The 15,767-nt window shown below is 62.2% G+C and carries 13 protein-coding genes; 1 reads left to right on the top strand and 12 read right to left on the bottom strand.

Features of this window, described 5'->3' with window-relative positions; translation table 11 throughout:
- The first annotated feature begins 261 nt into the window (after positions 1 to 261).
- A complete protein-coding gene (locus NCCP436_RS10500) occupies positions 262 to 1,182 on the top strand; it encodes a LysR substrate-binding domain-containing protein (RefSeq protein ID WP_220803952.1) in 921 nt (306 codons plus the stop codon).
- A 130-nt stretch (positions 1,183 to 1,312) separates the two neighbouring features.
- On the opposite strand, the gene NCCP436_RS10495 is transcribed toward NCCP436_RS10500, so the two are convergent.
- The 12 genes from NCCP436_RS10495 to bioD form a co-directional block, all read right to left on the bottom strand.
- The gene (locus NCCP436_RS10495; protein ID WP_220803951.1) at positions 1,313 to 2,695 is read right to left on the bottom strand and encodes an aspartate aminotransferase family protein; all 1,383 of its coding nucleotides are present in this window, start codon (positions 2,693 to 2,695) and stop codon (positions 1,313 to 1,315) included.
- Positions 2,696 to 2,754: 59 nt separating this feature from the next.
- Positions 2,755 to 4,176, bottom strand: coding sequence for an APC family permease (locus NCCP436_RS10490; protein ID WP_220803950.1), 1,422 nt, complete (start codon positions 4,174 to 4,176; stop codon positions 2,755 to 2,757).
- Between the two features lie 52 nt (positions 4,177 to 4,228).
- Entirely contained in the window at positions 4,229 to 5,722 is a 1,494-nt protein-coding gene (locus tag NCCP436_RS10485; protein WP_220803949.1) for an aldehyde dehydrogenase, read from the bottom strand.
- A gap of 318 nt (positions 5,723 to 6,040) precedes the next feature.
- The gene (gene argE, locus NCCP436_RS10480) at positions 6,041 to 7,195 is read right to left on the bottom strand and encodes an acetylornithine deacetylase (protein ID WP_220803948.1); all 1,155 of its coding nucleotides are present in this window, start codon (positions 7,193 to 7,195) and stop codon (positions 6,041 to 6,043) included.
- Positions 7,188 to 7,862, bottom strand: a complete 675-nt coding sequence (locus NCCP436_RS10475) for a DUF1028 domain-containing protein (RefSeq protein ID WP_220803947.1) — start codon at positions 7,860 to 7,862, stop codon at positions 7,188 to 7,190. The genes argE and NCCP436_RS10475 overlap by 8 nt, the downstream gene beginning before the upstream one ends.
- A 9-nt stretch (positions 7,863 to 7,871) precedes the next feature.
- On the bottom strand, positions 7,872 to 8,303 hold the full coding sequence (locus NCCP436_RS10470) for a RidA family protein (protein WP_220803946.1): 432 nt from the start codon (positions 8,301 to 8,303) through the stop codon (positions 7,872 to 7,874).
- 70 nt (positions 8,304 to 8,373) lie between these two features.
- On the bottom strand, positions 8,374 to 9,693 hold the full coding sequence (locus NCCP436_RS10465) for an NAD(P)/FAD-dependent oxidoreductase (protein ID WP_220803945.1): 1,320 nt from the start codon (positions 9,691 to 9,693) through the stop codon (positions 8,374 to 8,376).
- A gap of 287 nt (positions 9,694 to 9,980) precedes the next feature.
- Positions 9,981 to 11,759 (bottom strand): acyl-CoA dehydrogenase C-terminal domain-containing protein, encoded by a 1,779-nt coding sequence (locus tag NCCP436_RS10460; protein WP_220803944.1) that lies wholly within the window; start codon positions 11,757 to 11,759, stop codon positions 9,981 to 9,983.
- Positions 11,760 to 11,944: 185 nt separating this feature from the next.
- Complete coding sequence (locus tag NCCP436_RS10455; protein ID WP_220803943.1) at positions 11,945 to 13,750, bottom strand: phenylacyl-CoA dehydrogenase; 1,806 nt, start codon at positions 13,748 to 13,750, stop codon at positions 11,945 to 11,947.
- 169 nt (positions 13,751 to 13,919) lie between these two features.
- Positions 13,920 to 14,603, bottom strand: coding sequence for a putative metalloprotease CJM1_0395 family protein (locus NCCP436_RS10450; protein WP_220803942.1), 684 nt, complete (start codon positions 14,601 to 14,603; stop codon positions 13,920 to 13,922).
- Positions 14,604 to 14,670: 67 nt separating this feature from the next.
- Entirely contained in the window at positions 14,671 to 14,952 is a 282-nt protein-coding gene (locus NCCP436_RS10445) for a hypothetical protein (RefSeq protein WP_220803941.1), read from the bottom strand.
- Between the two features lie 102 nt (positions 14,953 to 15,054).
- Complete coding sequence (gene bioD, locus NCCP436_RS10440; RefSeq protein ID WP_220803940.1) at positions 15,055 to 15,741, bottom strand: dethiobiotin synthase; 687 nt, start codon at positions 15,739 to 15,741, stop codon at positions 15,055 to 15,057.
- Positions 15,742 to 15,767: the final 26 nt, after the last annotated feature.

The following is a 15,767-nucleotide window of genomic DNA, read 5'->3' as shown; positions in this document are numbered from 1 at the left end:
CCTGAGCGGATACAAAGCGGCATCGGACGCGACATGAGAGCGCTTCACGTCATGTATATACATTTATTGGCATTCACCGTGAGCACGACTACTCCGCTCAACGCTCGCTGCGAACCGGAAGGTCTGCAGAGCAGCCAATATATGTTTAGGGCTTAGAGAAAAACTGGGCGGCTATCGAGTGCCCTTGCGGTATGGTGGTATCGCGCCGTCAGGCGTTTTCGCTAAAACAATTGCTTTCAAATTCGCGAACGAGACCCCGCCATGGCCAGCTACACCTTGCGCCAGCTCAAGTACTTCGTCACCACCGTGGAATGCGGCAGCGTGGCTGAAGCCTCACGAAAGCTGTATATCGCCCAGCCGTCGATATCCACGGCAATCAAAAGCCTGGAGGACAGCTTCGATCTGCAGCTGTTCATACGCCATCACGCCCAGGGAGTGTCACTGACCCCTGCCGGCGCACGCTTCTACAAAAAGGCTCAGGAACTGCTGCGTATGGCCCGCGAATTCGAGCAGAACGCTCTGGCCAACAACGATGTAGTGGCCGGGCAGATTGACATCGGCTGCTTCGAAACGGTTGCTCCACTCTACCTGCCACGACTGATTGCCGGTTTTACCGAGCTGTATCCCGGCGTAAAAATCCGTATCCGCGACGGTGAGCAACAGGAACTGGTGCAGGGCCTGACCGCCGGACGTTTCGACCTGACCATCTTCTACGAGCATGATCTGGACGCCACCATCGAGACCGAGCCGTTGATGCAGCCCCAGCGACCCTATGCCCTGCTACCGGAGAACCATCGATTCGCGCGACAGGCGCAGGTGTCGTTACGTGACCTGTGCCTGGAGCCGATGATCCTGCTCGATGTTCTGCCTAGCCGCACCTATTTCGTCAGCCTGTTTGAAGAGCTGGGACTGACGCCAAACATTGTCTTCAGCTCACCGTCCATCGAGATGGTGCGCGGCATGGTTGGCCAGGGCTTTGGCTTCTCCCTGCTGGTCACCCGCCCGCATTCGGAATGCACCTATGACGGCAAGAAAGTGGTGATGGTGGACATCGCCGAAGATGTCAGCAGCTCCGGACTGGTGGCAGCCTGGCTCAAACGGTCGCAGTTGACCAAGCCGGCTCAGCTATTCATCGACTACTGCAAGGAGCAGTTGTCGGCCATCGAGGCCCGTCAGGGCTGACCGAAACAGGGCCCTTAGCAGAGCTTAGTCCCGGGGACGGGACTCCTGCGTGCTTGCCGCCGCCCCTGCACCAGCGACGGAAAGCAAACAGCCGCGACAAAGCGCGGCTGTTTGCTTGCTGCAGGCAGGCTTAGAGCACGCCGATTTCCATAGCGGTGCGGTCGATAGCACGCTTGGTCTTTTCCACCAGCTCGTCCAGCTCGCTGCGGGTAGCCACCAGTGCCGGCGCCATGATCATGCGGCCCAGGGTGGAGCGAATGATCACACCCTCTTCGAAGCCGATGGTACGGCAACGCCAGGCCAGATCGTTCTCATTGGCAAAGCGCTTGCGGGTAGCTTTGTCCTCGGCAAATTGCAGCGCTGCCACGAAGCCGGCGCCCTGGATATCGCCGATCAACGGGTGATTGCCAAAGACCTCGCGCAGGCACTGCTGCAGGTAGGGGCCAGTCTGCTCCTTGACCTGGCTGACCACACCCTCGTCACGCAGCGCCTTGATATTGGCCAGCGCCACAGCAGCCGCCACCGGGTGGCCAGAGTAGGTCAGGCCATGGGCAAACACACCGCCCTTCTCAACCAGTACGTCGGCAATGCGTTTGCTCAGTACTAGGCCACCCATGGGTACGTAGCCGGAGGTCAGGCCCTTGGCGATGGACAGGGTGTCCGGCTCAAAACCAAAGTGCTGGTGAGCGAACCATTCACCGGTACGGCCGAAGCCACCGATAACCTCGTCAGCACACAGCAGGACATCGTACTTGCGGCAGATACGCTGAATTTCCGGCCAGTAGCTCTCCGGCGGGAAGATCATGCCACCCGCGCCCTGGAACGGCTCGGCAATAAAGCCGGCGACCTTGTCGGCGCCCAGCTCGAGGATCTTGTCCTCAAGCTGCTGGGCACAGCGGCGGCCGAACTCTTCCGGGGTCAGGTCGCCACCGTGGGCGTACCAGTATGGCTCGTCGATATGGGCCACGTCCGGAATCAGGCCGCCCATCTCGTGCATGAACTGCATACCGCCCAGCGCGGTAGCAGCCAGAGTGGAGCCGTGGTAGCCGTTCCAGCGCCCGATCATGACCTTCTTCTCGGGCTTGCCGAGAATTTGCCAGTAGCGGCGTACGGTGCGGATCAGCACTTCGTTGGATTCGGAGCCGGAGTTGGTATAAATCGCGTGGCTGTAGTGACCAGGCAGCAGGCTGAACAGGGTTTCCGACAATTCCACAACGGCCGGATGGGTGGTGTGGAAGAACATGTTGTAGTACGGCAGCTCGGCCATCTGTGCAGATGCTGCCTTGACCAGATCCTGGCGGCCGTAACCGAGGTTGGTGCACCACAGGCCGGACATGCCGTCCAGGTAACGCTTGCCGTCGTTGTCCCAGAGGTAAAGGCCTTCACCGCGGACAATTACCCGCGGGCCTTCGGCATTCAGGGCCTTCTGGTCGAGGAAGGCATGAATGTGGTGGGCAGCATCCGCTGCCTGATAGTCCTGAGTGGAGCGGGCTGGTTTGTTCGGGCTTGTCATTTCAGCAACCTCAATCATTGCAGGGTGTGTTCGGTGGCCGGGACAAGCCCGGCCGGATGTCATTGGCGCGACAGTACGGTTTCGATGGGCTCAGGCTGGAACAGCGGCTTGCGCATTACCAGCTTGATCCAGAGCACGGCGATGATGGAAACCACAGCCAGTACCACTCCCGCCGAATAGACGATCGGCATAGTCATTTCAGGCGCCGGCGACACGTAGTACAGCGACACCAGCATACCGGCGATACCAACAATCTGCGGCAGCGGGTAGAACGGCGTGCGGAACGGACGCGGCAGCTGCGGGTAGCGGCGGCGCAGGGCAATAACGTTCAGGTGACAGATGATGTAGGCCAGCAGCCAGGCGATACAGGCAGCCAGCAGCAGCAGGCTGATCGCATCCGGGTTGTCCCCCATGAAGATCACCGGCACACCGGTAATGGCAGCAACAAACAGCACTGCCACCCAGGGCGAGTTGAACTTCTTGCTGACCTTCTTCAGCTGCGGGAAAGCCTGGCCGTTGACTGCCATGCCGTAGAGCATCCGCGGAATGGCTGCCAGCGAGGTATTCACGGTGCTGCAAGTGGCCATGATGGCTGCGATCACCAGGAAGGCTTTGCCGGCCTCACCAAATACCGTCGTGGCGAACAGGTAGTGCGGCAGCGAAGCGTTGGCCAGTTCCTCTTGCGGCACATAGAACAGTGCGCCGATGCTGTACAGGGCAATGGTGACGAAGATGATGGTCAAACCCAGCATCATCCCGCGCGGCACGTTGCGCTCGGGCTGACGGGTTTCCTCCACCAGCGGGCAAACGAACTCGGCGCCAACAAAGCCCCAGATAGCCAGAGCCACCAGAGTCAGCACACCGGCCCCCAGCGGGTTCCAGTCACTGTTGATGGGACTGCTCAGTGCCGGCTCGCTGCCACTGCCAGTTACTGCGCAGAGGCCCAGAGTCAGCAGCATGACCACCATCACCAGTGCCAACGCAGACTGCAGACGGGCAAACAGGTCAATACCGAGCAGGTTGAGCACAGTGAAGATAATCAGCACGCCGTAGGCAATGCTCATATCCGGGAACACCCCCGGATAAACCTCACCGATGATCAGGTCCAGCAGCAGCAACTCAGCCGACAGGGCAAACATGGCGACCACCACGTAACCAGAGAAGGTCGCCAGGATTGCCGGGAAGTGCCCCAGCGCCACCTCGGTGTAGCTACTCAGGCTACCGGCGCGGGGAATCATCAGTGCCAGCTCCGAGAAGGAAACGGCATAGGTCAGAGCGAGGAGGAAGGCCAGGCTCAGCGGGATAAGAAAGCCCAGACCGGCAATCCCGGCCCCCTGCAGCATCAGCACCATCACTCCCTGGGAGACGACGAGGCCTACAGAGACCGCCAGCAGGGCCGAAAGGCCAAGGCGGCGACGGGAGTTACCGCCGGAGGCGGCTGTAAGGGTGGGTTGGGCAAGCGCAATATCAGGGTCATGCATGGTACTTCTCCTGCAATCTTATTGTTGTTTCAGGTCTGCAACGGGGCGCTGCTTAGCGGCGCAACTGGAACCAGGTAGTCTTCAACTGGCTGTACTTGTCGAAGGCATGCAGCGACAGATCGCGGCCAAAGCCCGACTGCTTGCAGCCACCAAAGGGAACACACACATCAAGGGCATCGACGGTATTGACCGAGACCGTGCCGGCCCGCAGTTGGCGGGCGACGCGGTGAGCACGGTGCAGATCGTCCGTCCACAGCGAGGCGGCCAGACCGTACTGGCTGGCATTGGCCAGCTCGATGGCCTCCTCTTCGCTATCGAAGGCCATTACCGCCAGCACCGGCCCGAATACTTCCTCGCGGGCCAGCTGCATGTCGGGGCTGACATGGGTGAAGATTGTCGGCTGGACGAAATTGTCGGAGCCGTTGAAGCTGCTGCGCTGACCACCACAGACCAGACGGGCGCCCTGACGTTGGGCGACATCGATAAATGCCATGATGCGCGCAGTCTGACGGGCATCGACGATGGCACCGGCGCGGCTGCCCGGATCAAGCGGATCGCCCGGCAACCACTGCTGCGCCTTGGCTACCAGGCGCTCGACGAATTCATCATGGATCTCGCGCTGAACCAGCAGACGCGAGTTTGCCGAGCACACTTCGCCCTGGTTGAAGAAAATCGCGAAGGCGGCCTTTTCCGCGGCCAGGTCCAGATCCTTACAGTCGGCGAATACCAAGTTGGCGCTCTTGCCGCCGCACTCCAGCCAGACCTGCTTGAGGTTGGACTGGGCCGAATAGGCCATGAAGTACTTGCCCACCTCGGTGGAGCCGGTGAAGGCCAGGCAATCAACGTCCGGATGCAGGCCAAGCGCCTTGCCGGCGGTTTCCCCCAGCCCCGGTACCACGTTCAGCACACCGGCTGGCAGACCTGCCTCCAGCGCCAGCTCGGCCAGACGCAGGGCCGAGAACGGCGACTGCTCGGCAGGCTTGAGGATCACCGAGTTGCCGGCGCCCAGCGCCGGAGCCAGCTTCCAGGCAGCCAGATCCAGCGGGAAGTTCCATGGCACCACCGCTGCGACCACACCTAGAGGATCGCGGGTGATGGTGGCCAGCGCATCACTGGCTGTCGGAGCCACCTGATCGTAGAGCTTGTCCAGCGCTTCGCCGTACCAGGCGAATACCTGCGCTGCACCCGGCACATCGATGTTGTAGGCATCCATGACCGGCTTGCCCATATTCAGCGAGTCGAGCAAAGCCAGTTCTTCGCGATTGGCCAGGATCAGTTCGGAAAGACGCAACAGCACCTGTTTGCGCTCGCGCGGCGTCATGCGCGCCCAGGGCCCCTGCTCGAACACCTTGCGGGCGCTGGCCACGGCCCTGTCGACATCGGCGGCATCACAGGCGGCGACCTGTGCCAGCAACTGGTTGGTAGCCGGATTGATTGAGTCGAAGGTATTGCCGCTCTGGGCGTCGACCCATTGGCCGTCGATCAGTGCCCGGGTGAGAAAGCGTTGCTCGGATGCACGCTTCTGCCAATCGCTGTGCTGCAGCATAGCCTGTGTACCTCGTCATGTTGCCGTGATCGGCTTTGTGGTTGTGATGACGATGGTGGCGCAGGCCGTGCGGAAGGAAAATTAGTAAAAATATGCTCGTAAGCCATAAAAAACATGGTCACACGGCAACAAGGATGCGCAGCGAAAAACCCGGCAAAGCCCGGGCCGCCCCAGTCTGACGGAAGAGGGCACGCAAGAACCTGCCGGTTAGTCGCCACCCGGCAACGGGCGGCGACCAATCAGCCGATGAAACGCACTGATGGCGGCGCAGACAGAGCCGCGACCGGCTCGCTGCCGGGCGCGGTAACATCCACAGTCTCAGGCGGGACGCAGCCAGTCGCCCAGACGCCGGAGCATGGTGTCACAGGCATCGAGCTGCTGGACGCTGACGAACTCGTCCGGCTTGTGGCCCTGATCCATACTGCCGGGCCCGCAGATCACTGCCGGAATCCCGGCCTGATCGAACAGGCCACCTTCGGTGCCAAATGCCACGGTTCCGAACTCGCGACTGCCACTGAGCAAGGCCAGCAACTCGGCCGCAGCACTGTGTGGATCCGTGGCCAGTCCCGGGTAGGCTGACAAGGGCTCCAGCTCAATGGCGCTGGCGCTGCTGCGCTGGCGCATTTCCGGCAACAGCTCATGCTCGGCGTAGGCCCGCAGTTCCTCGGCCACCTGCTGCGGGTCGTCGCTGGGCAGGGCACGCACCTCGAAATCGAACTGACATTCGGCCGGGACGATATTCAGCGCCCGCCCCCCCTGAATCAGCCCGGTCTGCACGGTGGAGAACGGCGGATCAAAACGTGGGTCATGGCGCTCCACTGCACTCAGGCGCTGACCGATCTCACCAAGACGGTTGATCAGCCGGGCAGCGTACTCGATGGCATTGACGCCCTGCGGTGCATAGGCCGAGTGACAGGCCGCCCCATGCACACGACAGCGCATCGCCAGCTTGCCCTTGTGGCCGAGCACCGGCTTGAGCTCGGTCGGCTCGCCGATGATGCACAGTGCCGGCGGATTGGGGCGCTGGCCGATCTTCTCCAGCAACGAGCGCACGCCGAGGCAACCGACCTCCTCGTCATAGGAAAAAGCCAGGTGCACCGGTACCCGCAGCGGGCCAGCCAGCCAGTTCGGCACAGCCGCCAGCACACAGGCGATGAAGCCCTTCATGTCGGCGCTGCCGCGTCCGTACAGGCGACCATCCCGCTCACTCAGCTCGAACGGTGGCAACGTCCAGTTCTGCCCATCGACCGGCACCACGTCAGTATGACCGGAAAGCAGCACGCCGCCTTCGCAGTCCGGGCCAAAGCGGGCATAGAGGTTGGCCTTGGTCCGCTCGGCGTTGTAGTCCAGCTCACAGGCGATACCGAGCCCCTGCAGGTAGCTGCGAATAAAACCGATCAGCTCCAGGTTGGAGTCGCGGCTGACGGTGGGGAAAGCCACCAGCCGGGCCAGCAGTTCGCGGCTGCTATTCATCGCCGGGTACGCCATAGCTGGGCGCCTTGGTCGGATCCAGTGCGCGGATTACGTAGTCCTGCATCTGCGGCCGGTAGGCCTGCCAAAGCCGCTCCAGCTCGCCGATCGGATCCTGTTCGGCCCAGTCCACACGCAGGTCGATCAAGGGCCAGGTGAGATCGTCCACCACCTTCAGCGCGGCCGAATGCACAGGCCCGGCCTCCCCGCCTTCGGACAGCGCAGCCTGCATGGCACTGAGCAGACGGTCAGCAAGTATCCCGGCACTGTTTTCGAAGGCCTGCACCATGGCATTGATGACCTGCGGGCCGGCCAGCAGGTTGCCGGCCGCCACGCATTGCTCACCCATCACGGCATTGTGCACGCCGAGCGATTCGCTGCCGGAGAACAGAGCTGCGTGCCCCTTGCTGTCGAGCACCGCCACCTGCCGGTACTGGCTGTAGCCGTTACGCCGAAGCACCTGCTGCAGCGCCGCCTCCGGTTCAAGCCCCGCCTCCAGTTCATCAAGGATCTGCGGGCCAAGCGCCGGCAGGGTGATGTTCTGACTGGAAACCGCGCCGACACCAGCCCGCAGCCATGGGCAACGGGCACCTACAGCGATGCTCGACGAACTGATGGCAATCCCCAGTTGGCCGGTCTCGGCACAGCGGCCGACGATGGAAAAGGTCATGGCAACTCCTTATGCGTTATTCGCTGTCCAGTCGTCCGGAATCACGGCGATCACATCGATTTCCATCAGCCATTGTGGCTGTGCCAGAGCACTGACAACCAGGCCGGTGGAAATCGGAAAGACGCCTTTGAGCCACTTGCCAACCTCCTGGTAGACCGGCTCACGATAGCGCGGATCGATGATGTAGGTAGTGGTCTTGACGATGTGCGACAGATCGCTGCCGGCTTCTTCCAGCAGTTGCTTTACGTTCTTCATCGCCTGCTCGGCCTGCGCACGCGGGTCGCCCAGGCCGACCAGGTTGCCTTCGAAGTCGGTACCCACCTGACCACGGACGTACACTGTATTGCCGGCGCGCACGGCCTGGCACAGGTCGTTATCCAGACTCTGGTTCGGATAGGTGGTCTTGGTGTTGAACATGCGGATGCGGGTATGAGTAGGCACGGGCTGAGATTCCTTGTTCTGGTTTCAGGTTTGCCGGGAAGGCAGGTATCCACGGATACCTGCCAGGCGTTTAGCGCTTGAACTGACGCTGACTGGCGTCCTGGTAGGACTGATACTTGCGCTGCGTGGCAATGTGATCTGCGATGTGCTTGGCGTCGTGCCACACCCCCCAGATGAAGGTGGAACCACGCCGCGACAGCCACGGCAGCCCCAGGAAATAGACTCCGGGCTCGCTGGAGACGCCGCGCTGATGGCGGGGCTTGCCATTGGCATCCAGCGCAGTGGACGGCAGCCAGTTGAAATCCACCGAGTAGCCGGTGGCCCAGATGATTGTCCGGATGTTGGCCTGTTCCAGATTCAGCTCAAGGATCGGGTTGCGCACGCACTCCGGATCCGGCAGACGCACGCGGGCTTGCGGCTCCTCCGGCAGATCCAGTCCATTGCGGGCGATATAGGCGTCGGCTGCATCGAGCAGGGCCAGGTAGTTCTCGTCGCCACGGGCGAGGTTCTCGGCCAGATCCGACTGGAAGCGCACCACGCCGTTATCGAACGAGCGGGTCAGACCGACCAGGGTGATGCCCTGCTGCGCCAGTTGACGGAAGTCCACGGTATGGCCGCCACGGGCACCGCTGACGGCGATGGTCACGTGCTCCTTGCCCGGTACCGCCGCTTCGGCGTCCCACAGGCCAAGTACGCCCAACCACCAGCAGAAATCACGATTGCGATAGCTGCGCGGCGGACGATCATGCGGGCCGACCGACAAGTACACGGTCTTGCCGGCACGCTGCAGCTCGTCGGCGATCTGTACGCCGGACGAGCCGGCACCCACCACCAGTACCGCACCCTCCCCCAGTTGCTGCGGGTTGTAGTAGGCAGCCGAGTGGATCTGGGTAATACGCTCGTCCTTCGGGGCAATGGCCGGAATCACCGGCTTCTGGAACGGGCCGGTGGCCGAAACAACGCGCAGCGCCTGGATGACCCCTTCGGAGGTCTCTACGGTGAAACCCGGACGATCGGCATTGCGTACCACCTTCTTCACTTCAACGCCGGTGCGGATCGGCGCATTGAACTTGCGCGCATAGGCCTCGAAGTAGTCGGCCACCTGATCCTTGTGGGCGAAGGCGTCCGGATCCAGCCCATCGAATTCCATGCCCGGGAAGCGGTCGTGCCAGGCCGGGCCATTGGCTACCAGCGAATCCCAGCGGCCGGTGCGCCAGGCCTCGGCAATACGGCTGCGCTCCAGCACCAGGTGCGGTACTTCCAGCTTGGTCAGGTGTTCACTCATGGCAACACCGGCCTGACCGGCGCCTACTACCAGGGTATCAATCTCGATCACTCGGGAAGTCAGATCGGCAGGATTCTGGATGGCGGTCTGATTCAAATCGTTCATCTGCGGCCTCTTCTTGTTCTACAGCAGTCGCATACAGGGTGCGATCCACGTGAATGTCGAGGCCATTCTGGGCAGAAGCCGGAAAACGCGAAATGATGATTTTTGTAGTCGCTGGCTAGGAAAAAACTGCGTAGGTCAAAAGCACCGTAATGACCGGCCTGCGGCATCATTCGGGCACTGCCAGCACGACAAAACGGCAGTCTGCGAACCATCCGGCAACAGTTTTCCAACCCATGAAACGCAAAAGCCCCGGCACCAGGCCGGGGCTTTTGCACTCAACAGACACTTCAGAACTGTTCGGCTTCCAGCAGGAACAGACTTTCACTACCAGCCTTGACCGAAGCAGTCAGCGAATGGATACGCGGCAGCAGGCGGGCAAAGTAGAAACGCGCCGTGCCCAGCTTGCTGACGTAGAAATCGTCCTGACCTTCCTTGCCCAGCGCAGCCCGGGCCATCAGCGCCCACATGTAGGCGTAGACGGTGTAACCGAACACATGCAGGTATTCCACCGAGGCAGCACCGATCTCGTTGGGATTGGTCTTGGCCTGCTCCAGCACCCAGGCAGTCAAGTCATCGAGATTGTCCACGGCGGCGCCGAGCGGGCCGGTAAATTCGGCCAGAGCGGCGTCGGCGGAGGCGATAAACGCGCGGATTTCCTCGGACAGGTGCTTGTAGTAGCTACCGCCACTACCAACCACCTTGCGCCCCACCAGATCCAGCGACTGGATGCCGTTGGTACCTTCGTAGATCTGAGTGATGCGGCAGTCGCGCACCAATTGCTCCTGGCCCCACTCACGGATGAAGCCGTGGCCACCGAAAATCTGCTGGCCATGCACCGTGGTTTCCAACCCCATGTCGGTGAGGAAAGCCTTAGCTACCGGGGTCAGCAGAGCGACCAACTCCTCGGCGCGTTTGGCAGTTGCCTTGTCCTCGCTGTACTTGGCGGTGTCCAGCTGCATGGCCACATAGCTGGAAAAGGCGCGGCCGCCCTCGTTCAGCGCCTTCATGGTCAGCAGCATGCGACGCACGTCCGGGTGCACGATGATCGGGTCGGCCGCCTTGTCCTTGGCCACCGGGCCGGTCGGCGCGCGACTCTGCAGACGCTCGCGGGCGTACTCCACGGCGCTCTGGTAGGAACGCTCACCCAGGGCCAGGCCCTGGATGCCGACGCCCAGACGCTCGTAGTTCATCATGGTGAACATGGCGTTGAGACCCTTGTTCACTTCGCCGACCAGGTAGCCAGTGGCACCGTCGAAGTTCATCACGCAGGTGGCCGAGGCCTTGATGCCCATCTTGTGCTCGATGGAGCCGCAGCCCAGGGAGTTCTTCTCGCCCAGGGAACCGTCGGCGTTGACCATCACCTTGGGCACCAGGAACAGGGAGATGCCTTTCGGGCCGGCCGGGGCATCCGGCAGCTTGGCCAGCACCAGGTGGATGATGTTCTCGGTCAGATCATGCTCGCCGCCGGTGATGAAGATCTTGGTGCCGGTGATCTTGTAGCTGCCGTCGGCCTGCGGCTCGGCCTTGGTGCGGATGATGCCCAGGTCGGTACCGGCGTGCGGCTCGGTCAGGCACATGGAACCTGCCCAGACGCCGGCGTACATGTTCGGCAGGTACTGGTTCTTCAGCTCGTCGCTGGCATGGTTGAGGATCGACAGGCAGGCGCCGGCGGTCAGCATCGGGTACAGGCCGAAGGACAGGTTGGCCGAGTTGACCATCTCCTCGACCTGGGCGCCGATGACCTTGGGCATGCCCATGCCGCCGAACTCAGGCGAGCCGCCGACACCGACCCAGCCGCCTTCGGCGTAGGTGCGGTAGGCCTCGGGGAAGCCCGCCGGGGTTTTCACCAGACCGTTATCCCAGGAGCAGCCTTCCTCATCACCGCTGCGGTTCAGCGGCGCGATGCTGCCTGCGGTGACCTTGCCGGCCTCTTCCAGAATGGCACTGGCGGTATCGACATCGACCACCTCGGCCAGGGCCGGCAGTTCGGCCCATAGCCTGGAAACTTCGAATACTTCATTGAGCACGAAGCGCATGTCGCGCAAGGGGGCTTTGTAATCGGCCATGGGACACCCTCGGAAACGGACTGACTTAAGAGATTGGAGCTTACTTCAACAACACTACAGACACATAGGGTCTTGTTTTGACCATATAGTCACACTGAGTCATAAGAATCCCCTGCCAGCACTGCCAGGCGCAGAAACGACAACGCCGCCCCGAAGGGCGGCGCTGTAACGGAGCCACTGATGAATCAGAAACCGAGCGCGAAGTGCTCTTCATCCATTTCCATCAGGTTGTCGGCACCCGAGAGCATGGCTTCGACATGCGCACGGGTACGCGGCAGGATGCGCGCGTAGTAGAAGCGGGCAGTCTGCAGCTTGGCCTTGTAGAAGGCTTCGTCACTGGTACCGGCAGCCAACTTCTCGGCAGCCAGGCGAGCCATGTCGGCCCAGAAGTAGGCCAGGCAGACGTAACCGGAGTACATCAGGTAGTCCACCGAGGCGGCCCCGACTTCCTCGCGATCCTTCATCGCCGCCATGCCGATCTTCATGGTGATCTCGCCCCACTCTTTGTTCAGTCGGGCCAGCGGCTCGACCAGGTGCTTGATGGCTTCGTTGCCTTCATTGGCCTGGCAGAACTTGTGCACGATCTTGGTGAAGCCTTTGAGCGCCTCGCCCTGGGTCATCAGCACCTTGCGGCCCAGCAGGTCGAGAGCCTGAACACCGGTAGTGCCTTCGTACATCATGGAGATACGGCAGTCACGCAGGTTCTGCTCCATACCCCACTCGCTGATGAAGCCATGACCACCGTAGATCTGCATGCCGTGGGAGGCACACTCAAAGCCCACTTCGGTCATGAAGGCCTTGGCAATCGGAGTCAGGAAGGCCAGCAGCGAGTCAGCCGCCTTGCGCTGCTCCTCGTCCTGGCTGTGCTGGACGATGTCCACCTGCTTGGCGGTGAAGTAGACCATGGCGCGGTTGCCCTCGGCGAACGCCTTCATGGTCAACAGCATACGGCGCACGTCCGGATGCACGATGATCGGATCGGCCGGCTTGTCCGGCGCCTTAGGACCGCTCAGGGAACGCATCTGCAGACGCTCGCGGGCGTACTTGATGCCGCCCTGGAAGCCGATTTCGGCATGGGCCAGGCCCTGCAGGGCAGTACCCAGACGTGCGGTGTTCATGAAGGTGAACATGCAGTTCAGGCCCTTGTTCGGCGGGCCAATCAGGAAGCCGGTGGCGCCGTCGAAGTTCATCACGCAGGTGGCGTTGCCGTGGATACCCATCTTGTGCTCGATGGAACCGCAGGACACACCGTTGCGCTCACCCACACCACCATCAGCGGTGGGCAGGAACTTGGGCACGATGAACAGCGAGATGCCCTTGGTGCCGGCAGGAGCGTCAGGCAGGCGGGCTAGCACGATGTGGACGATGTTCTCAGCCATGTCGTGCTCGCCGGCAGAGATGAAGATCTTGGTGCCGGTGACCTTGTAGCTGCCATCGGCCTGCGGCTCGGCCTTGGTGCGCAGCATGCCCAGGTCTGTCCCGCAGTGCGGTTCGGTCAGGCACATGGTGCCAGTCCACTCCCCGGATACCAGCTTGGTCAGGTAGGTGTTTTTCTGCTCTTCGGTGCCGTGGGCAGTCAGGGTGTTCATCGCACCATGGCTCAGTCCCGGGTACATGCCCCAGGCCCAGTTGGCCGAACCAATCATCTCGCTGATGGCCAGCCCCAGGGATTCCGGCAGGCCCTGACCGCCGTGCTCAACGTCGTGCGCCAGGCTCGGCCAGCCACCCTCGACGTACTTCTGGTAGGCCTCCTTGAAGCCGGTCGGGGTCTTCACGCCGGACTCGCTCCAGGTGCAGCCTTCAGTGTCACCAACGCGGTTCAGCGGTGCCAGTACCTGCTCACAGAACTTGGCGCCCTCTTCCAGAATGGCGTCGACCATGTCCGGAGTGGCGTCCTGGCAGCCGGGGAGGCTCTGGTAGTGCGCTTCGTAACCCAGCAGTTCGTCGCGGACGAAACGGATGTCACGCAAGGGGGCCTTGTAGTCAGGCATAACGGTAAACCTCTGCGGTGGATTCCTGGTGTAGTTGGGAGACCGGCTTGGCGGTCACTATCGGGATCATCCCGGCTGCCTGGCTATCTGATTTCAGCCAGACCAATCAAACAGGCGTTTGAAACATACGTTTACGACTCCCCCTTGTCAAGCACCCGCCATCTACCGCCTAGGCGAACAAATCCACATCCTGCTGTTCGGTCGGCAGCTGCTCCAGGCGGCGGTACAGATCAAGTGCCGCCGCGGGAGCTTCGACAGTGTCATCACGCTTTTTCTCGGAAGGCTGCTCGCCAGCGGCCTTCTTCTGATCCACCTCGCTCTGCTCACGGCGCTGCTCGGCCAGTTCGGCACGAGCCTGGGTTGCCTGCGCCTGAGCCCGGACTGCCATACGCAGATCCTGAGCAGACGGCTCGGCCGGAGCGAGGGCGGCGCGCAGCACTGTTTCCATCTTGCGCAGGGTCGCTTCGGGATCGCCGGGTACGGCTGCCGTATCGATGCTCACCTCTCCACCGACGGCATAGCGCTGGCCGTCCGGGCCTCGGGTGAAGTTGTAGCGCGGTGCCCCGGTATATGCGCCTCCGACGGCGGCATGCGCCTGTTCGTGGGCGCGCACCTCGCGGTCACGCTTTACCAGGGCGGCGATTTCCAGTTGTTGCTGTTGTTGCGCCCAACTGTCGGACGGCGCGCTGCCTGCGGATACGCTCGGAACGGGGAAATTACCGGGCGAATACGAGGAAGGCTCCTGTGCCGGAGCAGATGAAGGGGCAGGTTCGGCCGGAGCCTTAGGACGGGAGTGGGCCGGCTCGCCCGGCGAGACCGGCATGAATGGCGGCAGGGCGCTGCCTAGCTGCATGACCATCCTCCTGCCTGTACCTGCCACCGGCTGCAGTCAGTGCCGGAGCCGCGACGGCGTGGCAAATTCAGGCGCGAGTGTCGATCAGGGTACCCATTACCTCGTCGGCAGTTGCGATGACGCGGGCACCGGCGCTCGCCTCATGCTCGGCCAGGCGCAGAGCCTCGAGGCTCTCGGTCAAAGGCGCAGGCGACGCGACCGCATCGGTCTGGCCGGCAGATTGCGTCCGAGATGCCTGCTGAGGCGAAACGAGCGCCTGACCGGCAATCTCACCGGCGGCCTGCTCGGCACGCCGCTGGCCAGCCTGCATACCTTGCAGCCCCAAAGTCATCGCACTGGATACTTCCATTACAGGACTCCCGGACGAAGTAGTTTGATACTGATGTTCTTATTGAAGCAGAGAATGCTCAAAGCGCGTACAGGCAAATGGCTATGCTCGTGACAGTGTTTATTACCGGGACAACAGTTGCTGCAAGTGCAGGTACTGCGCCACTGAAGCCGCCGAGGTGTCTGCAAGAAAGGGAACACACCCCAGACAGGGCGCCGGCAGATGCTCCTCCAGTGTCGACAGGTTGTCTGCCAGCCGGGCTGTCTGCGGTTCGACCAGGTTGGCCACCCAGCCAGCCAGCGGCAGTCCGTCAGCGAGAATTGCCTCGGCGCTGAGCAACGCATGATTGATGCAGCCCAGACGTACGCCCACCACCAGGATGACCGGCAAGCCCAGTGCCATGGCCAGATCGGCGAGGGTTTCGCCACCGGCCAGCGGCACGCGCCAGCCGCCCGCCCCTTCCACCACGCTGAACTCCGCCCCCTTGCCCAGTAGCGCCCGTACCGGAGGCAGCAAACCGGCCACATCCAGCACGACACCCGCCTCGCGGGCTGCCAGATGGGGGGCAATAGGCGGTTCGAAGGCCATCGGGTTGACCTCGATATAGTCGAGCGGCAACGAACATTGCGCCAGCAACGCCAGCGCATCGTCATTGCGCAACCCCAGCGCTGTCTGCCTGCAACCGGAAGCCACCGGCTTGGCCGCCGCGGTACTCAGGCCAAGCTGCCGGGCAGCTTGCAGCAGACCCGCGGCTATGGTGGTCTTGCCGATTTCCGTATCGGTGCCGGTAACGAAGCAGGCGTAGGACATGACGGCTCCTGGTGAACGGAAGTGAA

This window comes from Pseudomonas sp. NCCP-436 (assembly GCF_019656335.1).
Taxonomy (GTDB): domain Bacteria; phylum Pseudomonadota; class Gammaproteobacteria; order Pseudomonadales; family Pseudomonadaceae; genus Aquipseudomonas.
Note: the sequence above shows the minus strand (reverse complement) of the source record. Positions and strands in the feature narration are given on the sequence as shown.